Annotated in this window: 11 protein-coding genes; 4 read left to right on the top strand and 7 right to left on the bottom strand. The window is 73.4% G+C overall.

Translation table 11 applies throughout. The features are described from left to right. Positions 1 to 58: 58 nt before the first annotated feature. Positions 59 to 1,627, top strand: a complete 1,569-nt coding sequence (locus tag ACIP37_RS04565; protein WP_363587045.1) for a class I adenylate-forming enzyme family protein — start codon at positions 59 to 61, stop codon at positions 1,625 to 1,627. 56 nt (positions 1,628 to 1,683) lie between these two features. On the opposite strand, the gene ACIP37_RS04560 is transcribed toward ACIP37_RS04565, so the two are convergent. The 6 genes from ACIP37_RS04560 to ACIP37_RS04535 all read right to left on the bottom strand — a co-directional run bounded on the left by ACIP37_RS04560 (position 1,684) and on the right by ACIP37_RS04535 (position 8,511). Beyond that, the gene (locus tag ACIP37_RS04560; RefSeq protein ID WP_363587044.1) at positions 1,684 to 2,541 is read right to left on the bottom strand and encodes an arylamine N-acetyltransferase; all 858 of its coding nucleotides are present in this window, start codon (positions 2,539 to 2,541) and stop codon (positions 1,684 to 1,686) included. Positions 2,542 to 2,576: 35 nt separating this feature from the next. Then, positions 2,577 to 4,532, bottom strand: a complete 1,956-nt coding sequence (locus ACIP37_RS04555) for an anthranilate synthase family protein (RefSeq protein ID WP_400803340.1) — start codon at positions 4,530 to 4,532, stop codon at positions 2,577 to 2,579. Continuing rightward, positions 4,529 to 5,158 (bottom strand): isochorismatase family protein, encoded by a 630-nt coding sequence (locus ACIP37_RS04550; RefSeq protein WP_063346539.1) that lies wholly within the window; start codon positions 5,156 to 5,158, stop codon positions 4,529 to 4,531. Before ACIP37_RS04550 ends, ACIP37_RS04555 begins: the two co-directional genes overlap by 4 nt. Before the next feature lie 42 nt (positions 5,159 to 5,200). Further along, complete coding sequence (locus tag ACIP37_RS04545) at positions 5,201 to 5,971, bottom strand: 2,3-dihydro-2,3-dihydroxybenzoate dehydrogenase (protein WP_363587042.1); 771 nt, start codon at positions 5,969 to 5,971, stop codon at positions 5,201 to 5,203. A gap of 122 nt (positions 5,972 to 6,093) precedes the next feature. Beyond that, positions 6,094 to 7,266 (bottom strand): 3-deoxy-7-phosphoheptulonate synthase, encoded by a 1,173-nt coding sequence (locus ACIP37_RS04540; protein WP_371516077.1) that lies wholly within the window; start codon positions 7,264 to 7,266, stop codon positions 6,094 to 6,096. A gap of 495 nt (positions 7,267 to 7,761) precedes the next feature. Continuing rightward, complete coding sequence (locus ACIP37_RS04535; protein ID WP_363632359.1) at positions 7,762 to 8,511, bottom strand: 50S ribosomal protein L11 methyltransferase; 750 nt, start codon at positions 8,509 to 8,511, stop codon at positions 7,762 to 7,764. A gap of 318 nt (positions 8,512 to 8,829) precedes the next feature. Here ACIP37_RS04535 and ACIP37_RS04530 point away from each other — a divergent pair, with 318 nt between their 5' ends. Continuing rightward, positions 8,830 to 10,701: a helix-turn-helix domain-containing protein gene (locus ACIP37_RS04530; protein WP_400843464.1), complete on the top strand. Its 1,872-nt coding sequence runs from the start codon at positions 8,830 to 8,832 to the stop codon at positions 10,699 to 10,701. A 38-nt stretch (positions 10,702 to 10,739) separates the two neighbouring features. Here ACIP37_RS04530 and ACIP37_RS04525 read toward each other — a convergent pair whose 3' ends face one another. Continuing rightward, the gene (locus tag ACIP37_RS04525) at positions 10,740 to 11,969 is read right to left on the bottom strand and encodes an IS701 family transposase (protein ID WP_371516079.1); all 1,230 of its coding nucleotides are present in this window, start codon (positions 11,967 to 11,969) and stop codon (positions 10,740 to 10,742) included. A gap of 273 nt (positions 11,970 to 12,242) precedes the next feature. Here ACIP37_RS04525 and ACIP37_RS04520 point away from each other — a divergent pair, with 273 nt between their 5' ends. Next, complete coding sequence (locus tag ACIP37_RS04520; RefSeq protein ID WP_363587037.1) at positions 12,243 to 13,229, top strand: NADPH:quinone reductase; 987 nt, start codon at positions 12,243 to 12,245, stop codon at positions 13,227 to 13,229. Between the two features lie 134 nt (positions 13,230 to 13,363). Further along, positions 13,364 to 13,843, top strand: coding sequence for an Rrf2 family transcriptional regulator (locus ACIP37_RS04515; protein ID WP_363587036.1), 480 nt, complete (start codon positions 13,364 to 13,366; stop codon positions 13,841 to 13,843). Positions 13,844 to 13,852 lie beyond the last annotated feature (9 nt).

The following is a 13,852-nucleotide window of genomic DNA, read 5'->3' as shown; positions in this document are numbered from 1 at the left end:
CGGCGCCCCGGCACCGGGCGCCCGAGCGATCCGCGACCAACCGAAGGGGAAGAGGAGCATGTTCCTGCAACGCGTCGGCAATCGAGGCATCCGGCTGGGCACGGTCTGGGACCGCGCGGCCGCCCGTCACCCGGCGAGCCCGGTCTACCTCGACCACGACCTCGACATCGCCCCGGAGCTGGGCCGGCGGGTCACCCTGACCGAACTCGCCGACCTGGTCGACGACTTCGCCGCCCGGTTGTGGGCTTCCCAGGTCCGCCCCGGCTCGCACGTGGTGATCCACAAGTCGGACAGCTTCGACATCTCCCTGCTCGCCTACAGCGTCGCCCGGGTCGGCGGGGTACCGGTGCTGCTGTCCCCGAAGCTGGACGGCGCCACCGTCGCCCGTCTGCTGGGGCGACTGTCCCGGCCGACGCTGCTCACCGACGCGGCGAAGCTGGAGCAGGCACTCCCGTCCGAGGTGTTCGACCTGACCGAGCGGGTGCTGGTGGCCACCGGGGAGTTCCCGGGCGCGACCGCGCTGGCCGGGCTGGCCGGGGTCGAGCGGGTGGCGCCGGTGACCATGCCGCAGGACCGGCCGGCCCTGATCACCCACACCTCGGGCACCACCGGCCTGCCCAAGCTCGCCGTCCAGACCGGCATCACGATCCAGGCCCGCTGCCGCCCGCAGTCGGTGCTGCTCGCCCCGGTCGGGCGGCACGAGCCGATCGCCGTGCACGTCTCCTTCGTCCACTCGCGGATGATCAGCGGGGCCGCGCTGTTCGCGCTGCGCGGCCATCCCATGATCATCCTGCGGGACGACGAGCCGGAGCACGTCGCGAAGCTGTTCGCCCGGATCCCCCCGGGGGTGATCGAGTCCCACCCCAACACCCTGCTGAGCTGGGAGGTCCTGGCGGACCACCCGGCGAAGCCGCTGGCCAAGGTCCGCTGCTTCAGCAACACCTTCGACGCCATCCACCCGCGCACGGTCGACACCCTGCTGGGCGCGTCCGAGCGCAGCCTGCCGTTCTTCGCCCAGACGTACGGGCAGAGCGAGACCGGCGCCATCGCCGCCCGCACCTACACCCGGCACCGCCGCAGCGGCGCCGACGGCCGCTGCGTCGGGCGGACCTTCCCCGGGATGACCGAGGTCCGGGTGGTCAGCCGGGACGGCCGGCCGGTGGCCAAGGACTCCCCCGGCCACATCGAGGTGCGCAGCGGCGGGCAGATCGTCACCTACTTCGGCGAACGGGAGCGCTTCGAGGGCCAGTTCTCGCGGGACGGCTGGTGGCGGATGGGCGACCTCGGCTACCGCACCCGGTGGGGCTGCCTGCATCTGCTGGACCGCGAGGTCGACGAGATCCCGGGGATCAACAGCACCCTGGACCTGGAGGACAAGCTGTTCACCCGGCTGCCCGAGCTGCTGGAGGTGATCATCGTGCCCGGCGGGGACAAGGCCCCGGTGCCCGTGGTCTGCACCCGGGACGACCAGCCGCTCGACCTCGCCCGCTGGAACCGCGCGGTGGCCGGCCTGCCCACGCTGGCCCCGCCGGTGCAGCGCCGGCTGGACGAACTGCCGCACACCGCCACGACCAAGGTGAAGCGGCTGGAGCTGGCCAGGGAGCTGGCCGCGGCCGAGGAGGCCTGAGCCGAGGAAGGCGTCGGCCCCGGCGGTGTCGTGAGACCCGCCGGGGCCGACGCGTGTCAGGAGGAGCCGATGGCCGGCAGGCTGCGCAGGACGGACCGCAGGTCCCCGGGCCCGAGCCGGACACCGAAGTCCTCCGCGAGGACGGTGGCGTACCGCTCGTCGGTGAGGTCCGCGGCCTCCGTCGTGCCGTCGGCGCGGCCGACGACCAGCCGCCGGCCGTCGAGGGAGAGCCGGCGCTGCGACGTGATCTTGGACAGGTAGGCCCGGCCGGTGAACGGGGAGCGCTCGTGGGTGGAGGTGTAGTGGTTCATCACCACGCAGTCGACCTGGTGCAGCGGCAGGCCCGTCTCGAACCGGTAGAGCGGCAACCACCCGTCGGGACAAAGGAGTTCGAGCACCCAGCAGTCCGGCTCCGAGCCGACCCGGCGGAGCCGGTGAGTCCAGCCGTCGGGCTCGGCCAGGGCGCCGTCGGTCAGCGGCAGCGGCTCCAGCGGCCCCTTGTCGCCGAAGCCGACGTCGGCGAGGAAACGCGCCTGGCCGACCGTCACCAGCAGCACCAGGTGGGTGCGTGGCAGCGGTCGGCCGGCGTTCAGCAGGGCGCGGGCGGCGAGCCTGGTGACCTGGAAGCCCAGGCGTTCCAGCACCGCGGCGAAGAGCAGGTTCTGTTCGAAGCAGTAGCCGCCGCGGCCGCCGGCGACCAGCTTGGCCTGGACGCGGTCCAGGTCGAGCGGGACGCCGCGGCCGAGCGGGATGTCGAGGTTCTCGAACGGGAGGGCCAGCAGGTGGGCGCGGTGCAGCCGGCGCAGCGTCCCGGGTTCGGGGGGCAGCGGACCGGAAACACCGGTGCGGGCCAGGTAGGCCCCGACGTCGAGCAGTTCCGCTCCCCATTCGCCGGTGGCGCGGTCATCGCCCATCCTGTCGGCCCCTCTCCCGTGCGGTCTCCCGGAGACTACCCGGCAAGGATCGCCCCGGCACGGAGGACCTCGGCGATCAGGCCGCCGACGATCCGGGGGCCGTCCTGGGTGAGCACCGACTCGGCGTGGAACTGCATGGACGCGAAGTGCGGGCCGCGCAGGGCGTGCACCTCGCCGGTCTCCCGGTCGCGGACGGCCTCGATGGTGCCGACGCCGTCCACGTCGACCGTGTCGTGCGGGCTGACGGCGGCGAAGGTGTTGTAGAAGCCCACCCGCTCACGAGCGCCGAACAGGTCGATCTCGCGCTGGACACCCTGGTTGGGGACGTCCCGGCGGCGCAGCGGCAGGCCGAGCAGGGTCGACAGCACCTGGTGACTGAGGCAGACCGCGACGAACGGGCGCCGCCGGGCGAGCAACTCGGCCACCGCGGCGCGCAGACTGGCGATCTTGGGGTGGTCGGCCTGCCGCGGGTCGCCCGGCCCCGGGCCCATCACGACCAGGTCGAAGCCGTCGAAGGCGTAGTGCTCGTCGAACCGACGGATCGTCACCTCAAGCCCGAGTGACTGGAGTTGGTGGCCGATCATGGCGGTGAAGGTGTCCTCGGCGTCGATCACGAGCACCCGGCGCCCGGCGAATTCGGCGAGCCGCCGGCCGCGGTCCGCGTCCTCGGCCAGCCAGAAATCCGAGATGACGGTGTTGCGCCGCTCCAGCGCGGCCCGTACCCGGGGGTGGCCGGCGAAGGTGCGCGGGCCTCCGGCTTCCAGCGCGGCCAGCAGCCCGGCCGCCTTGGCCCTGGTCTCGGCGACCTCGGAGGCCGGGTCGGAGTGGCGCACCAGGGTGGCGCCGACCCCGATCCGGATCCGGCCGGCGGTGTCGATGTCGGCGGTGCGGATCAGGATCGCGGAGTCCATCGTGCGCCCGCCGCGCTCGTCCCGGCCGATCAGCGCGGCCACGCCGCTGTAGTAGCCGCGCCCGGCGGTCTCGTAACGGCGGATGACCCGGGCGGCGCTCTCCAGCGGGCTGCCGGTGACGGTCGGGGCGAACATCGTCTCGCGGAGGATCTCGCGCGGGTCGCGGTCGGTTCGGCCCTCGATGAGGTACTCGGTGTGCGCGAGCCGGGCCATCTCCTTGAGGTACGGGCCGACCACCCGGCCGCCGCCCTCGCAGATCCGGGCCATCATCTTGAGCTCCTCGTCGACCACCATGTAGAGCTCGTCGGCCTCCTTGCGGTCGGCGAGGAAGTCCATCACGCCGGCCAGGGTGGGGCCGGAGGGCGGGTAGCGGTAGGTGCCGCTGATCGGGTTCATCACGGCGACGCCGTCGGCCAGGCTGATGTGCCGCTCGGGGCTGGCGCCGACGAAGGTCCGCTCCCCGGTGTGCACGACGAAGATCCAGTAGGCGCCCGCCTCGCGCTCGGTCAGCCGGCGGAAGAAGGCCAGCGCGGCGCGCAGGGTGTAGTCACTGATCTCGGCCAGGAAGGTGCGGCGGACGACGAAGTTGGCGCCGACGCCCTGCCCGATCTCCTCGGCGACCACCCGGCGGACGATGTCGGCGTACTCCTCGTCGCCGAGGTCGAAGCGGGCGCCGGTCAGCTCGGTGGGCCGGTCCGGGATCAGCGCCAGCGCTTCGCCGAGGTCGACGGTGGCGTGCTCGGTCACCGTCATGGCGAGCAGCGGGGCACCGTCGTCCTGGGCCTCGAAGCCGCGCTCGGCGATCTGCCGGTACGGGACCAGGACCAGGACCTCCGGGCCCGGGCGGCCGGGCTCGGGGCCCAGCGGGACACCGTCCAGCGTGTCCGCGGTGGCGACCTCGCCGAACAGGACGTCCAGCGTGCCCGGGCCGGTGGTCTCGGGCCGGTGCAGGAGGGCGAAGGCGGGCGGCCGCTCCGCGAGCACCCGGCGCAGCAGTTCCTCGGCCGTCCGGTCCGTCGTCCGGCCGCTCGCCCGGCCCGTCGTCCGCTCGCTCGCCCGGTCCGTCGTCCGGTCGGTCATGCGAAGGTCTCCTTGGCGGTGATCAGCATCGCGCAGCGCGCGGCGGCGTACTCCAGGGCGAGCCGGTGGTGGGCGGCGGAGAAGTCCGCGACGGCGTCGGCGACCAGGAACGGCCGGATGTCGTTGGTGAAGGCGTCGACGGCCGTCATCAGTACGCCCACGTGGGCGTACACGCCGCACAGGATCAGCTGGTCGCGGCCCTCCTCGCGCATCCGCTGGAGCAGGTCGGAGCGGAAGAAGGCGCTGTAGCGCCACTTGGTGAGCAGCCAGTCGCCGGGGGCCGGGGCGAGCGACTCGACGACCTCGCGGTCGACCGGGTCCATCCGCATCCCTGGGCCCCAGAAGTCCAGCAACAGCCCGCGCTGTTCGGTGGTCATGCCGCCCGGCTGGGCGGTGTAGGCGACCGGCACGCCGAGCTCGGCGGCCTGGCGGCGCAGCAGGGCGGCGTTGTGCAGCAGCTCCCGGCCGGGTGCCTCGTCCGCCGGGAAGGGGCGCAGGAAGTAGCGCTGCATGTCGTGCACGAGCAGCACCGCGCGGTCCGGGCGGACGGTCCACGACACGGTGTTGTCGGGCAGCTCGCCCGCGGTCGGCATCGGATAGGGCTCGATGGTCGGAATGCCTGCCATGCGGTGGACTCTCCTGGGGGAATGATGAGTTGGGCGGGCCGGTCAGGCGCCGAGGCCGGCGCCGCCGTCGACGGTGAGGTCGTGCAGGGTGATGTGGCCGGCCGCGTCGGAGAGCAGGAAGAGCACGGCGGCGGCGATGTCGGCAGGGCTGGCCAGCTTGTTGAGCGGGATGCCGACCCGGAAAGCGTCCGCGCGACCGTGCAGGGTGCCCTGCGGGCCGGACTCGTCGTGCCACATCGAGGTGAGCATCGGGGTGTCGGTGGATCCGGGGGCGACGAGGTTGCAGCGGATGCCGTACCTGGCGACCTCCAGGCCGAGGCTCTTGGTGAACATCGTCGCGGCGGCCTTGGAAGCGGCGTAGGCGGCCATCTCGGTGCGCGGGGTGCGGGCGGCGTTGGAGGCGACGGTGACGATGGCGCCGCGCCCGCGCGGGATCATCCGGTCGACCACCGCGCGGGACACGTGGAAGACGCCGTTGACGTTGACCGCGAAGGTGGCCGTCCAGTCCTCGACGGAGAAGTCCCGGACCTCGCCGAGGCGCAGCACCCCGGCGGCGTTCACCAGTTGGTCCACCGGCCCGAGTTCGCGCTCCACCCGGTCGACGAGCAGGTCGACGGCGCGGTGGTCGCTGACGTCCACCGGGTAGGCCTCGGCCCGCAGGCCCTCCTCGGCGAGGGCGGCCACGGTCTTGCGCAGGCCCTCCTCGTCGCGGTCCGCCGCGGCCACCGCGGTGCCCTGTTCGGCCAGGGCGCGGACCACGGCCGCGCCGATGCCGCCTGCTGCCCCGGTGACCAGGGCGATCGTGTTCGTCACTGCCGGACCTCCCTCGGGGCCGACGCGTGGCCGGCCCGTTGCTCTCGGTTGCTCTCGGTTGCTCGGTTGCTCTCGGTTGCTCTCGGTGTGGTGGTGTGTGGCGCCGTTCCGGGCCCGGCGGGTCAGCCCTCCCAGGCGGAGACCACGGTGATGGCCTGGCCGGGGTTGAGCCGGGGATCGCAGAAGCTGGTGTACTTGTCGCCGACGTGCGCCACCCCGGAGGCGTCGTGGGCGCACTCGGTGACGTCGTCGGGCGTGGTCTCCAGGTGCAGGCCGCCGGCCACGCCGCCCTCGGAGCGGACGGCGTACTGGAAGTGCTGGATCTCCCGGACGACGGTCTCCACGAAGCGGGTCTTCAGCCCACCGGGCGTGGTGACGGTATTGCCGTGCATCGGGTCGGTGAGCCAGATGACCGGGTGGCCGGCCTCCCGGACGGCCCTGACCAGCGCGGGCAGCCGGTCGGCGACGACCTCGGCGCCCATCCGGGCGATCAGGGTCAGCCGCCCGGGCTCGCGGTGCGGGTCGAGCCGCGCGCACAGCTCCAGCAGTTCCTCGGGTGCCATGCCGGGTCCCACCTTGCACGCGACCGGGTTGGCCACGGACGCGAGCATCGTGACGTGGGCGCCGGCCACGTCGCGGGTCCGCTCGCCGATCCACGGCCAGTGTGTGGACGTCAAGAGGCTTTCGGTGTAACCGATCTGACGGATCATTGGAATTTCGTAGTCGAGCAGCAGCGCCTCGTGGCTGGTCCACACCGGCGGGCTGAGCGGCGAGCGACGGTCCGGATCCGACCAGCCGAGGTGGGTCATCGCCTCGGCCGCCGCCCAGTAGCAGCCGAGCAGCCGCCGCGGGTCGGGGCGGCGCAGCTCCGGGTCGGGTTCGGGGCTGTTGACCAGGTGGCCGCGGAAGACCGGGATCTCCAGGCCCCCGACGAACTCGGTCGGCTTGGAGCGGGGCTTGGCGAACTGGCCGGCCATCCGGCCGACCCGGACCACCGGCCGGTGGGTGGCCATCGTGACGATGCCGGCCAGGACGTCCAGCAGGCCGGTCTTGCGGGCGACGTCGCCCGCGGTGCACTCCGCCGGGTCCTCGGCGCAGTCGCCGATCTGTACGACCTGGGCCCGCCCGGCCGCGACGTCGGCGAGCACGGAGCGCAGCCGCCGGACGTCGGCCGGGCCGACCAGCGGCGGCAGACCGGCCAGCCGGTCCTTGATGTCGGGAAGGTGCTCGTGGTCGGCCCAGTCGGGCTGATGGAGTGCGGGCCGGGACAGGAGCGCGGACAGGGCGGTGACCATGGGGGTCTCCCGGGGCGAAGGTGCGCCGGCTCGGCGGCGCGCACGGAAGGGCGTCGTGGCGAGGCTGTGGATGGCACGGGTCAGGGAGGAGCGGCCGGCCCGCGGGCCGGGTCCCGGTCCGGCAGCGGTCCGCCGGCCGCCGAACGGCTGAGGCTCTTCCAGATCTTGTGGCGTGCCACCAGGTGTCGCCAACGCCCGCCCCCGCACTTCGTCAGGTGGCGGATACTCCATCAGGTGGCGGCACACTCCGTCAGATGTCGCCCCGGCGCGACCGAGAACGGTGACGGCGGGCCCTCGACGAGGTCCGTCCCGAGGTGGCGGACCGGCGAGATCCGGCCATGGAACGGCTCGGGCGCGCGCCCCATCTGGACGCCGTACAGCACGGCCGGACTCCGGTGGCCCACGCATCCCCCGGGGTGGGCGGACCACCGTGCGCCGGCACCTCGTGGCATGTGCCGAAGTCGGCGTGGCAGATCGGGCCGCCGGGCTCGGACGTCAGAAGCCGGTACCAGGTGCCGTCTCGCCGCCGGACCGGCCGCGCGCCACGGTCACCTCGATCAACATGTGCGCGACCTCCTCCTCGCCCTCCGGGAAGACGCCGCTGCGCACCACCCGCAGGGTGCGCCCGCATTCCTCGGCGATCCGGAGGAGCGCCGTCAGGTCGCCGCGCTCGCTGAAGTGCAGCAGCACCGAGCCGCCCGGAGCCAGCCGGCCCGGAGCCTCGACGAGGAAGCGGCGGTGGGCGGCGTAGCCCGGGTCGACGTAGCCGCGCTCGTGCATCGTCCGGTAGCGGTAGTCCTCCGGCGCGAGCACGTAGTTGGAGTGCCAGAAGACGGTGTCGAAGCGCTCCTCGGGCGCGAGCGCGGCGAACAGGTCGCTGTGCACGCTGTGGACGCGGTCGGCGACGCCGTGCCGGTGGGCGTTCATCTCGGTGTTGCGGACGGCGGCCTCGTTGATGTCGCCGGCCACCACCCGTGCATGCCCGGCCAGTGCTGCGGCCACCGCGATGACGCCGGTGCCGCAGCCGATCTCCAGCAGCGAGCCGGAGCGCCCGGCGGCCCGCGGGTCGTCCAGACCGAGCAGGCGCATGGAGATCTCGCTGGTGGGCGAGTAGACCGGGGCGAAAATCCCTGGCAGCAGGTCCCATTCACGGCCGCAGAGCCGGAAGGTCGCGGGCCGGTGCGGGTGCTCCAGCGCGGCCCTGCTCCGTTCCAGCGAACGGCGGTAGTCCTGTAGCGCCTTCATGTCGTCCGCCTGTGCCCCCCGCCGCGCCAGCTGGGCGTTGTCGCCCGGACCACCTCCCCGGTGGCCACCACGTCATCCTCCTCAACCGGCACGGGCGGCGGGAAGGTGACCCGGCAACACATCGGGGCCACTCGGCGGTGCCCCCTCCACCGTCCAAACCGTGGAATCATCCGAGCCCCACCCAAAGTGACATGATAAACACTTTGCATTACCTGGCATGTGCCAGGCAAAAAGGCTGATGTGCACGGGTGGGGGTAGGGCATGGCCCAACAGGGGGTCCGTAAGCGGCCTGACGCGCTGACGGTACTGACCTTGCTGGTGGCGGAGGCACCACCGGCGCGCATCGAGTCACTGCTTGCCGAGGCCGCCCGCGGCGGCGCCCGCGAGGCCGAGACGGCCGCACTGGAGCGGGCCGTCCGGCTCGGACTGGACATCTGCGCCCAGCGCCGCGGGCGCCAGCAACGCGAGGCGGGCCTGTCCGCGCTGCTCGACACCGCCCGGGACCTCCTCGTCCCCGACACCCTCGACGGGGTGCTCAAGGTCGTCACCCGGCGCTCGCGACTGCTCCTCGGCTCGGACATGGCGTACGTCAGCTTCCCCGGACCGGAGGACGGCCTGTCCTACATCCGGGCGTCGGACGGCCACACCTCCACGCTCAACGTCGGCCTCCAGCTGACCGGCGGCTCCGGACTCGGCCACGCCGCCGTCGCCAACCTCGCGCCGGTCTGGACCCCGGACTACCTCGACGACAACCGGATCCAGCACAGCACCGACATCGACGAGGTGGTCCGGGCCGAGGCGCTGCGCGCGATCATGGCCGTCCCGCTGAGCTACGGCCCACACCCCTTCGGCGCGCTCTACGTCGCCGACCGCAATGTGCGGCACTACACCCCGGAGGAGATCTCCACCACGAACCTGCTCGGCGAGCTCGCCGGCCTGGCCGTCCAGCGCGCCCTCGTCCTCGACGACGCCAAGGCCACCGCGCAGACCCTGCGCGAGGAGCACGGACGCACCACCGAGTCGCTGCGGGAGCTCAGCGAGCACCGGCGCATCCATCACGAGCTGATCGAACGGGCGCTGACCGACTGCGAACTCCACGGTCTCGCCGAAGCCGTGAGCCGGAACCTGGGTGGCGCGCTGCGGATCCACGCGGCGGACGGCACCGTCCTGACCACCACCGGCCGGATGCCCGAGACCGGACCCGCCGCCGCGGAGGTGCACGCCGCCAAACGCCCGGTCCACACCGCGGACGGCCTCTGGGCGGCCCCGGTCACCGCCGGAGGCGAGATACTCGGCACCCTGGTGTTCCGCCCCGAGGACCTCCCCGCGGCCGGCATCGACGAACTGCTGCACCTGGCCGCCCAGGCGGTGGCGGTGCAGCTGCTGCGCACCGGCGACACCACCGTCGTGCAGGGCCGCGCCCACGGCGAGCTGATGGAGGACCTGCTCACCAGCGCCCAGCGCCCGCCGCAGCAGTTGGAGGAGCGCGCCCGCCGGCTCGGCATCAACCTGGCCACGCCGCACGTGGTGGTGGTCGTCCGTCCCGAGGCCCGAGCGGTCGGCCGGGCCTGCGCCCTGGCCACGGGCCTGGCCCAGCGACTGAACGGGCTGCGGGTCGGGCACGGCGGCAACGCCGTGCTGCTGCTGCCCGGCACCGACGCCGGCACGACGGCCCGGGCCGTCCTGAACGAACTCGCCCCGCTGCTGAGCGAACCGGTCACGGTGGCGGCGGCCGGGCCGGTCGCGGACGCCGCCTCGGTCTACCACTGCCACCAGGAGGCGCTGCGCTGCCTGGAGGCGATGATCGCCCTCGACGCCACCGGCCGCTCGGCCTCCCCCCGGGAGCTGGGCTTCCTCGGTGTCCTGCTCGCCGACAACCGGGACGTCCGTTCCTTCGTCGACTCGGTCATCGGTCCGGTGCTCGAGTACGACCGGCAGCGGTTCACCGACCTCGGCCGCACCCTGGACGCCTACTTCGAGACCGGAGCCAGCCCCACCCGGGCCGCCCAGAAGCTGCACGTCCACCCGAACACCGTCGCCCGCCGCCTGGAACGCGTCGCGGAACTGCTCGGCCCCGACTGGCAGGACCCCGGCCAAGCGCTCGAAGTCCAGCTCGCCCTACGGCTCTCGCGCGTCCGCGACCTCCTCGTCAAGGACGGCCCGTCGGCGGGAGTCGACCAAGGGACCTAGTGCCTGTCGGGGCGCGGGCGTGATCCGGAAGAGTGCCCCTAGCTCACGCGGCGGAGCGAGCGGCCGCCGGTGTGGGAGAGGGCCACGACCGCGTGTGCGGCCGAGGCGAGGGTGACATGGCGGTGCCAGCCGTTGAAGGAACGGCCGGTGTAGTCGCGGATGCCGGTGCGGTCCGCGATCTCGTCGAAGTCCCGCTCGACCCGGCCGATCCGCAGGCTCAGCCGGAACAGCTGGGCCGGCGTGGCGTCCGGGACGTCGGCCAGCCACAGCTCCTGCGGCCAGCGCCGGCCGGAGCTGCCCGCGCCGAGCAGCAGCAGGTCGCGGTCCGGGCCGTCCGGCCTGCGGCTCACTCCCAGGGAGCGGGCCGCCCCGGTCACCGTCCGCACCCGGACGGCACCGACCAGCGCGGTACGCAGCCCGGCGTCCTGGCCGTGGTCGGTCCAGGTCACCATCCGCCTGCGGTCCCGGCACGCCCCGATGATCCGGTGGGCCGGCATCGCCTCCGCGCCGTGCCCGGCCCCCTCGGCCGGGCGGAGCGGCAGCGTGCTGTTGATCCGCACGAGGAACGGCACCCCCGCCGCGCGCAGCCGCCGCAGCGCCTTCATCCCGTCCAGCTCCCGGACGTCCATCACCACCGGCAGCGTGGGCAGCCGCCAGTCCGAGGTCAGCTCCAGCACCGCCTCGACCGAGCAGTCGCCCAGCGTCCGGGTGTCCACACTCGCCGGGATGGACGCCTGGCTGCGCCGCGGCACGTCGTCCAGCCACGCCCGGGACAGGTGCAGCCGCCAGTTCACCGGCATGCTCACCTCCTCGGACGCCGCCCAGACGCCCACCGCCTGCTGCGCGTTGAGCACCTGGCCGAGCGAGGAGATGAACCGGCGATCCACGCCCACCGAGTGCTCCCCGGCCTTCGGGATGACCGTCTGCTGCACCACCCAGGCCTGCGGCGGCGCGACGGACGTCACGTAGTGCGCCAGCGCGGCGCGCACCGGGTCCCACTCCCAGGTGGAGCTGCTGATGAAGTGGTGCAGGTTCTGCTCCGTGGCCTGCCCGCCGATCAGCCGCGCGATGTTGCGCACCGACTTGCGGCCCTCCGCGCCCAGCAGTCCGCGCAGGTACTCCACACCCTTGCGGCGCTGGTCCGCCCGGGGCAGCGACGCGAACAGCGCCGGGCACAGCTCCGAGAGGACGATGTCGTGGGAACTGCCAACGCCCGGCGTGCGCCCGGGTGTTCGCGTGTCCCTGATGTGCAGGGCGAAGTCGCTCATCGAGATCCCCAACCTCTACATGGCAGACGCATCTTCAGATGGGTCGACGGTATGCAGAGGGCTCAGGCCGGGCCCAGGTGCACCGGGCACACGGCTGCACGCGCGGCCTATGGCCGGACCACCGGACAGAGCGCGCGAGCAGGCGCGATCGCCCCCGGAGCCGCCCGGTGGGGTGTGCCGGGGCCATCAGGGGCGGGCCGACCGCGCGCGAGTTGACGAACAAACGGCTTCCGTGCGGCACCCCGGCGTTGACCGGTGGAAGACTCTCCGAGCATGCGAGCAGCCTTCATCGAGGCCCTCGGGCCGCCCGAGAACATCCGCTACGGCGAACTTCCCTCCCTCCGTCCTGGGCCGACCGACATCCTGGTCGACGTCACGGCCACCACCGTCAATCCGGTGGACACCTTCGTCCGCTCCGGCCTCTTCCGCACCCCGGTCGCGTTCCCGTTCGTGATCGGCCGCGACCTGGTCGGCACCGTCGCCGCGGCCGGGCCGGCCGCCCCCGGCTTCGCCGTCGGCGACCGGGTGTGGACCAACAGCCTCGGCCACGGCGGGCGCCAGGGCGCCGCCTCCGAGCAGGTCGTCGTCCCCGCCGACCGCCTCTACCACCTCCCTGAGGGCGTCCTCCCCGAGGAGGCCGTCGCCGTCGTCCATCCGGCCGCGACCGCCTACCTCGGCCTGTTCACACACGGCCGCCTGCGGGCCGGTGAGACCGTCCTGGTGGCCGGCGCGGCCGGGAACGTCGGCTCCGCGCTGGTCACCCTCGCCGTCGACGCCGGGGCCCGGGTCGTCGCCACCGCCTCCGCCCGGGACCTGGAACAGTGCCTCGCCCTGGGTGCGGCCGAGGCCCTGGACTACCGCGATCCGGACCTCGCCGAACGGCTCGCCCAGGCCTGCCCCGGCGGCGTCGACCTCCACCTCGACACGTCCGGGGAGAACGACCTGGCCACCGCCGTCGACCTGCTCGCCCCGCGCGGACGGATCGTCCTGCTGGCCGGCGCCCGCTCGCGGCCGATCCTCCCGGTCGGGCCGCTCTACATGAAGGACTGCTCGATCGCCGGCTTCGTGATCTCGCATGCGACCAGCACCGAACTGGCCGAGGCCGCCGTCGGCATCAACCGCCTGCTCGCGGCCGGACGGCTGCGCCCCCTGGTGGTCGAGACCCTTCCGCTGAGCGCCGCCGCCGAGGTCCACGGCCGAATGGAACGCGGCGAGCTGCACGGCAGACGGGTGGTCCTCAGGCCCGATTCGCGGGCCTGACCGGTCGGCTGCTAACCGTTGTACCGGAGGTCCGGCAGGGCCGCAACGCCCTCGTCGGGCCGCGACTTGACATATTCCGGACCTCCGGCGCGTCCGGCCTGCGTCGCAGAACCTGGACGTGTATTGTCCTGGTTATGCGAATGGGTGAAGGAGTCGAGTGGGGCCTGCACTGCTGCCTCACCCTGGCATGGCTCGACAGTGAGCAACCGGTTCCGACGGCACGGCTGGCGGCCTGGTTCGACCTGCCGCCGGCCTACCTGACCAAGCGCCTACAGGCACTGGTCCGGGCCGGCATCCTGAGCTCGACGCCGGGCTCCAAGGGCGGCTTCCGGCTGGGCCGACGGCCGGAGAAGATCACCCTGATGGACGTGGTCGCCGCCATCGAGGGCCCCGACGACGTGTTCCGCTGCACCGAGATCCGCCAGCGCGCGGACGGCGGTGGCGCCATCGCACGGGAGTTCCGACAGCCGTGCGGGATCGCCACCGCGATGCGCAAGGCCGAACTGGCCTGGCGCCGCGAACTCGCCGGGCAGACGGTGGCCGACCTCATGGCCGCCGCGCCGGGCGGGGCCGCCGACCGCACCCGACGCCACTACGCCCGCATGACCGGCTGACCGCACCGC

Source organism: Kitasatospora sp. NPDC088861 (assembly GCF_044750105.1).
In the GTDB taxonomy this organism is placed as follows: domain Bacteria; phylum Actinomycetota; class Actinomycetes; order Streptomycetales; family Streptomycetaceae; genus Kitasatospora.
This window is presented reverse-complemented; position numbering and strand designations above follow the sequence as displayed.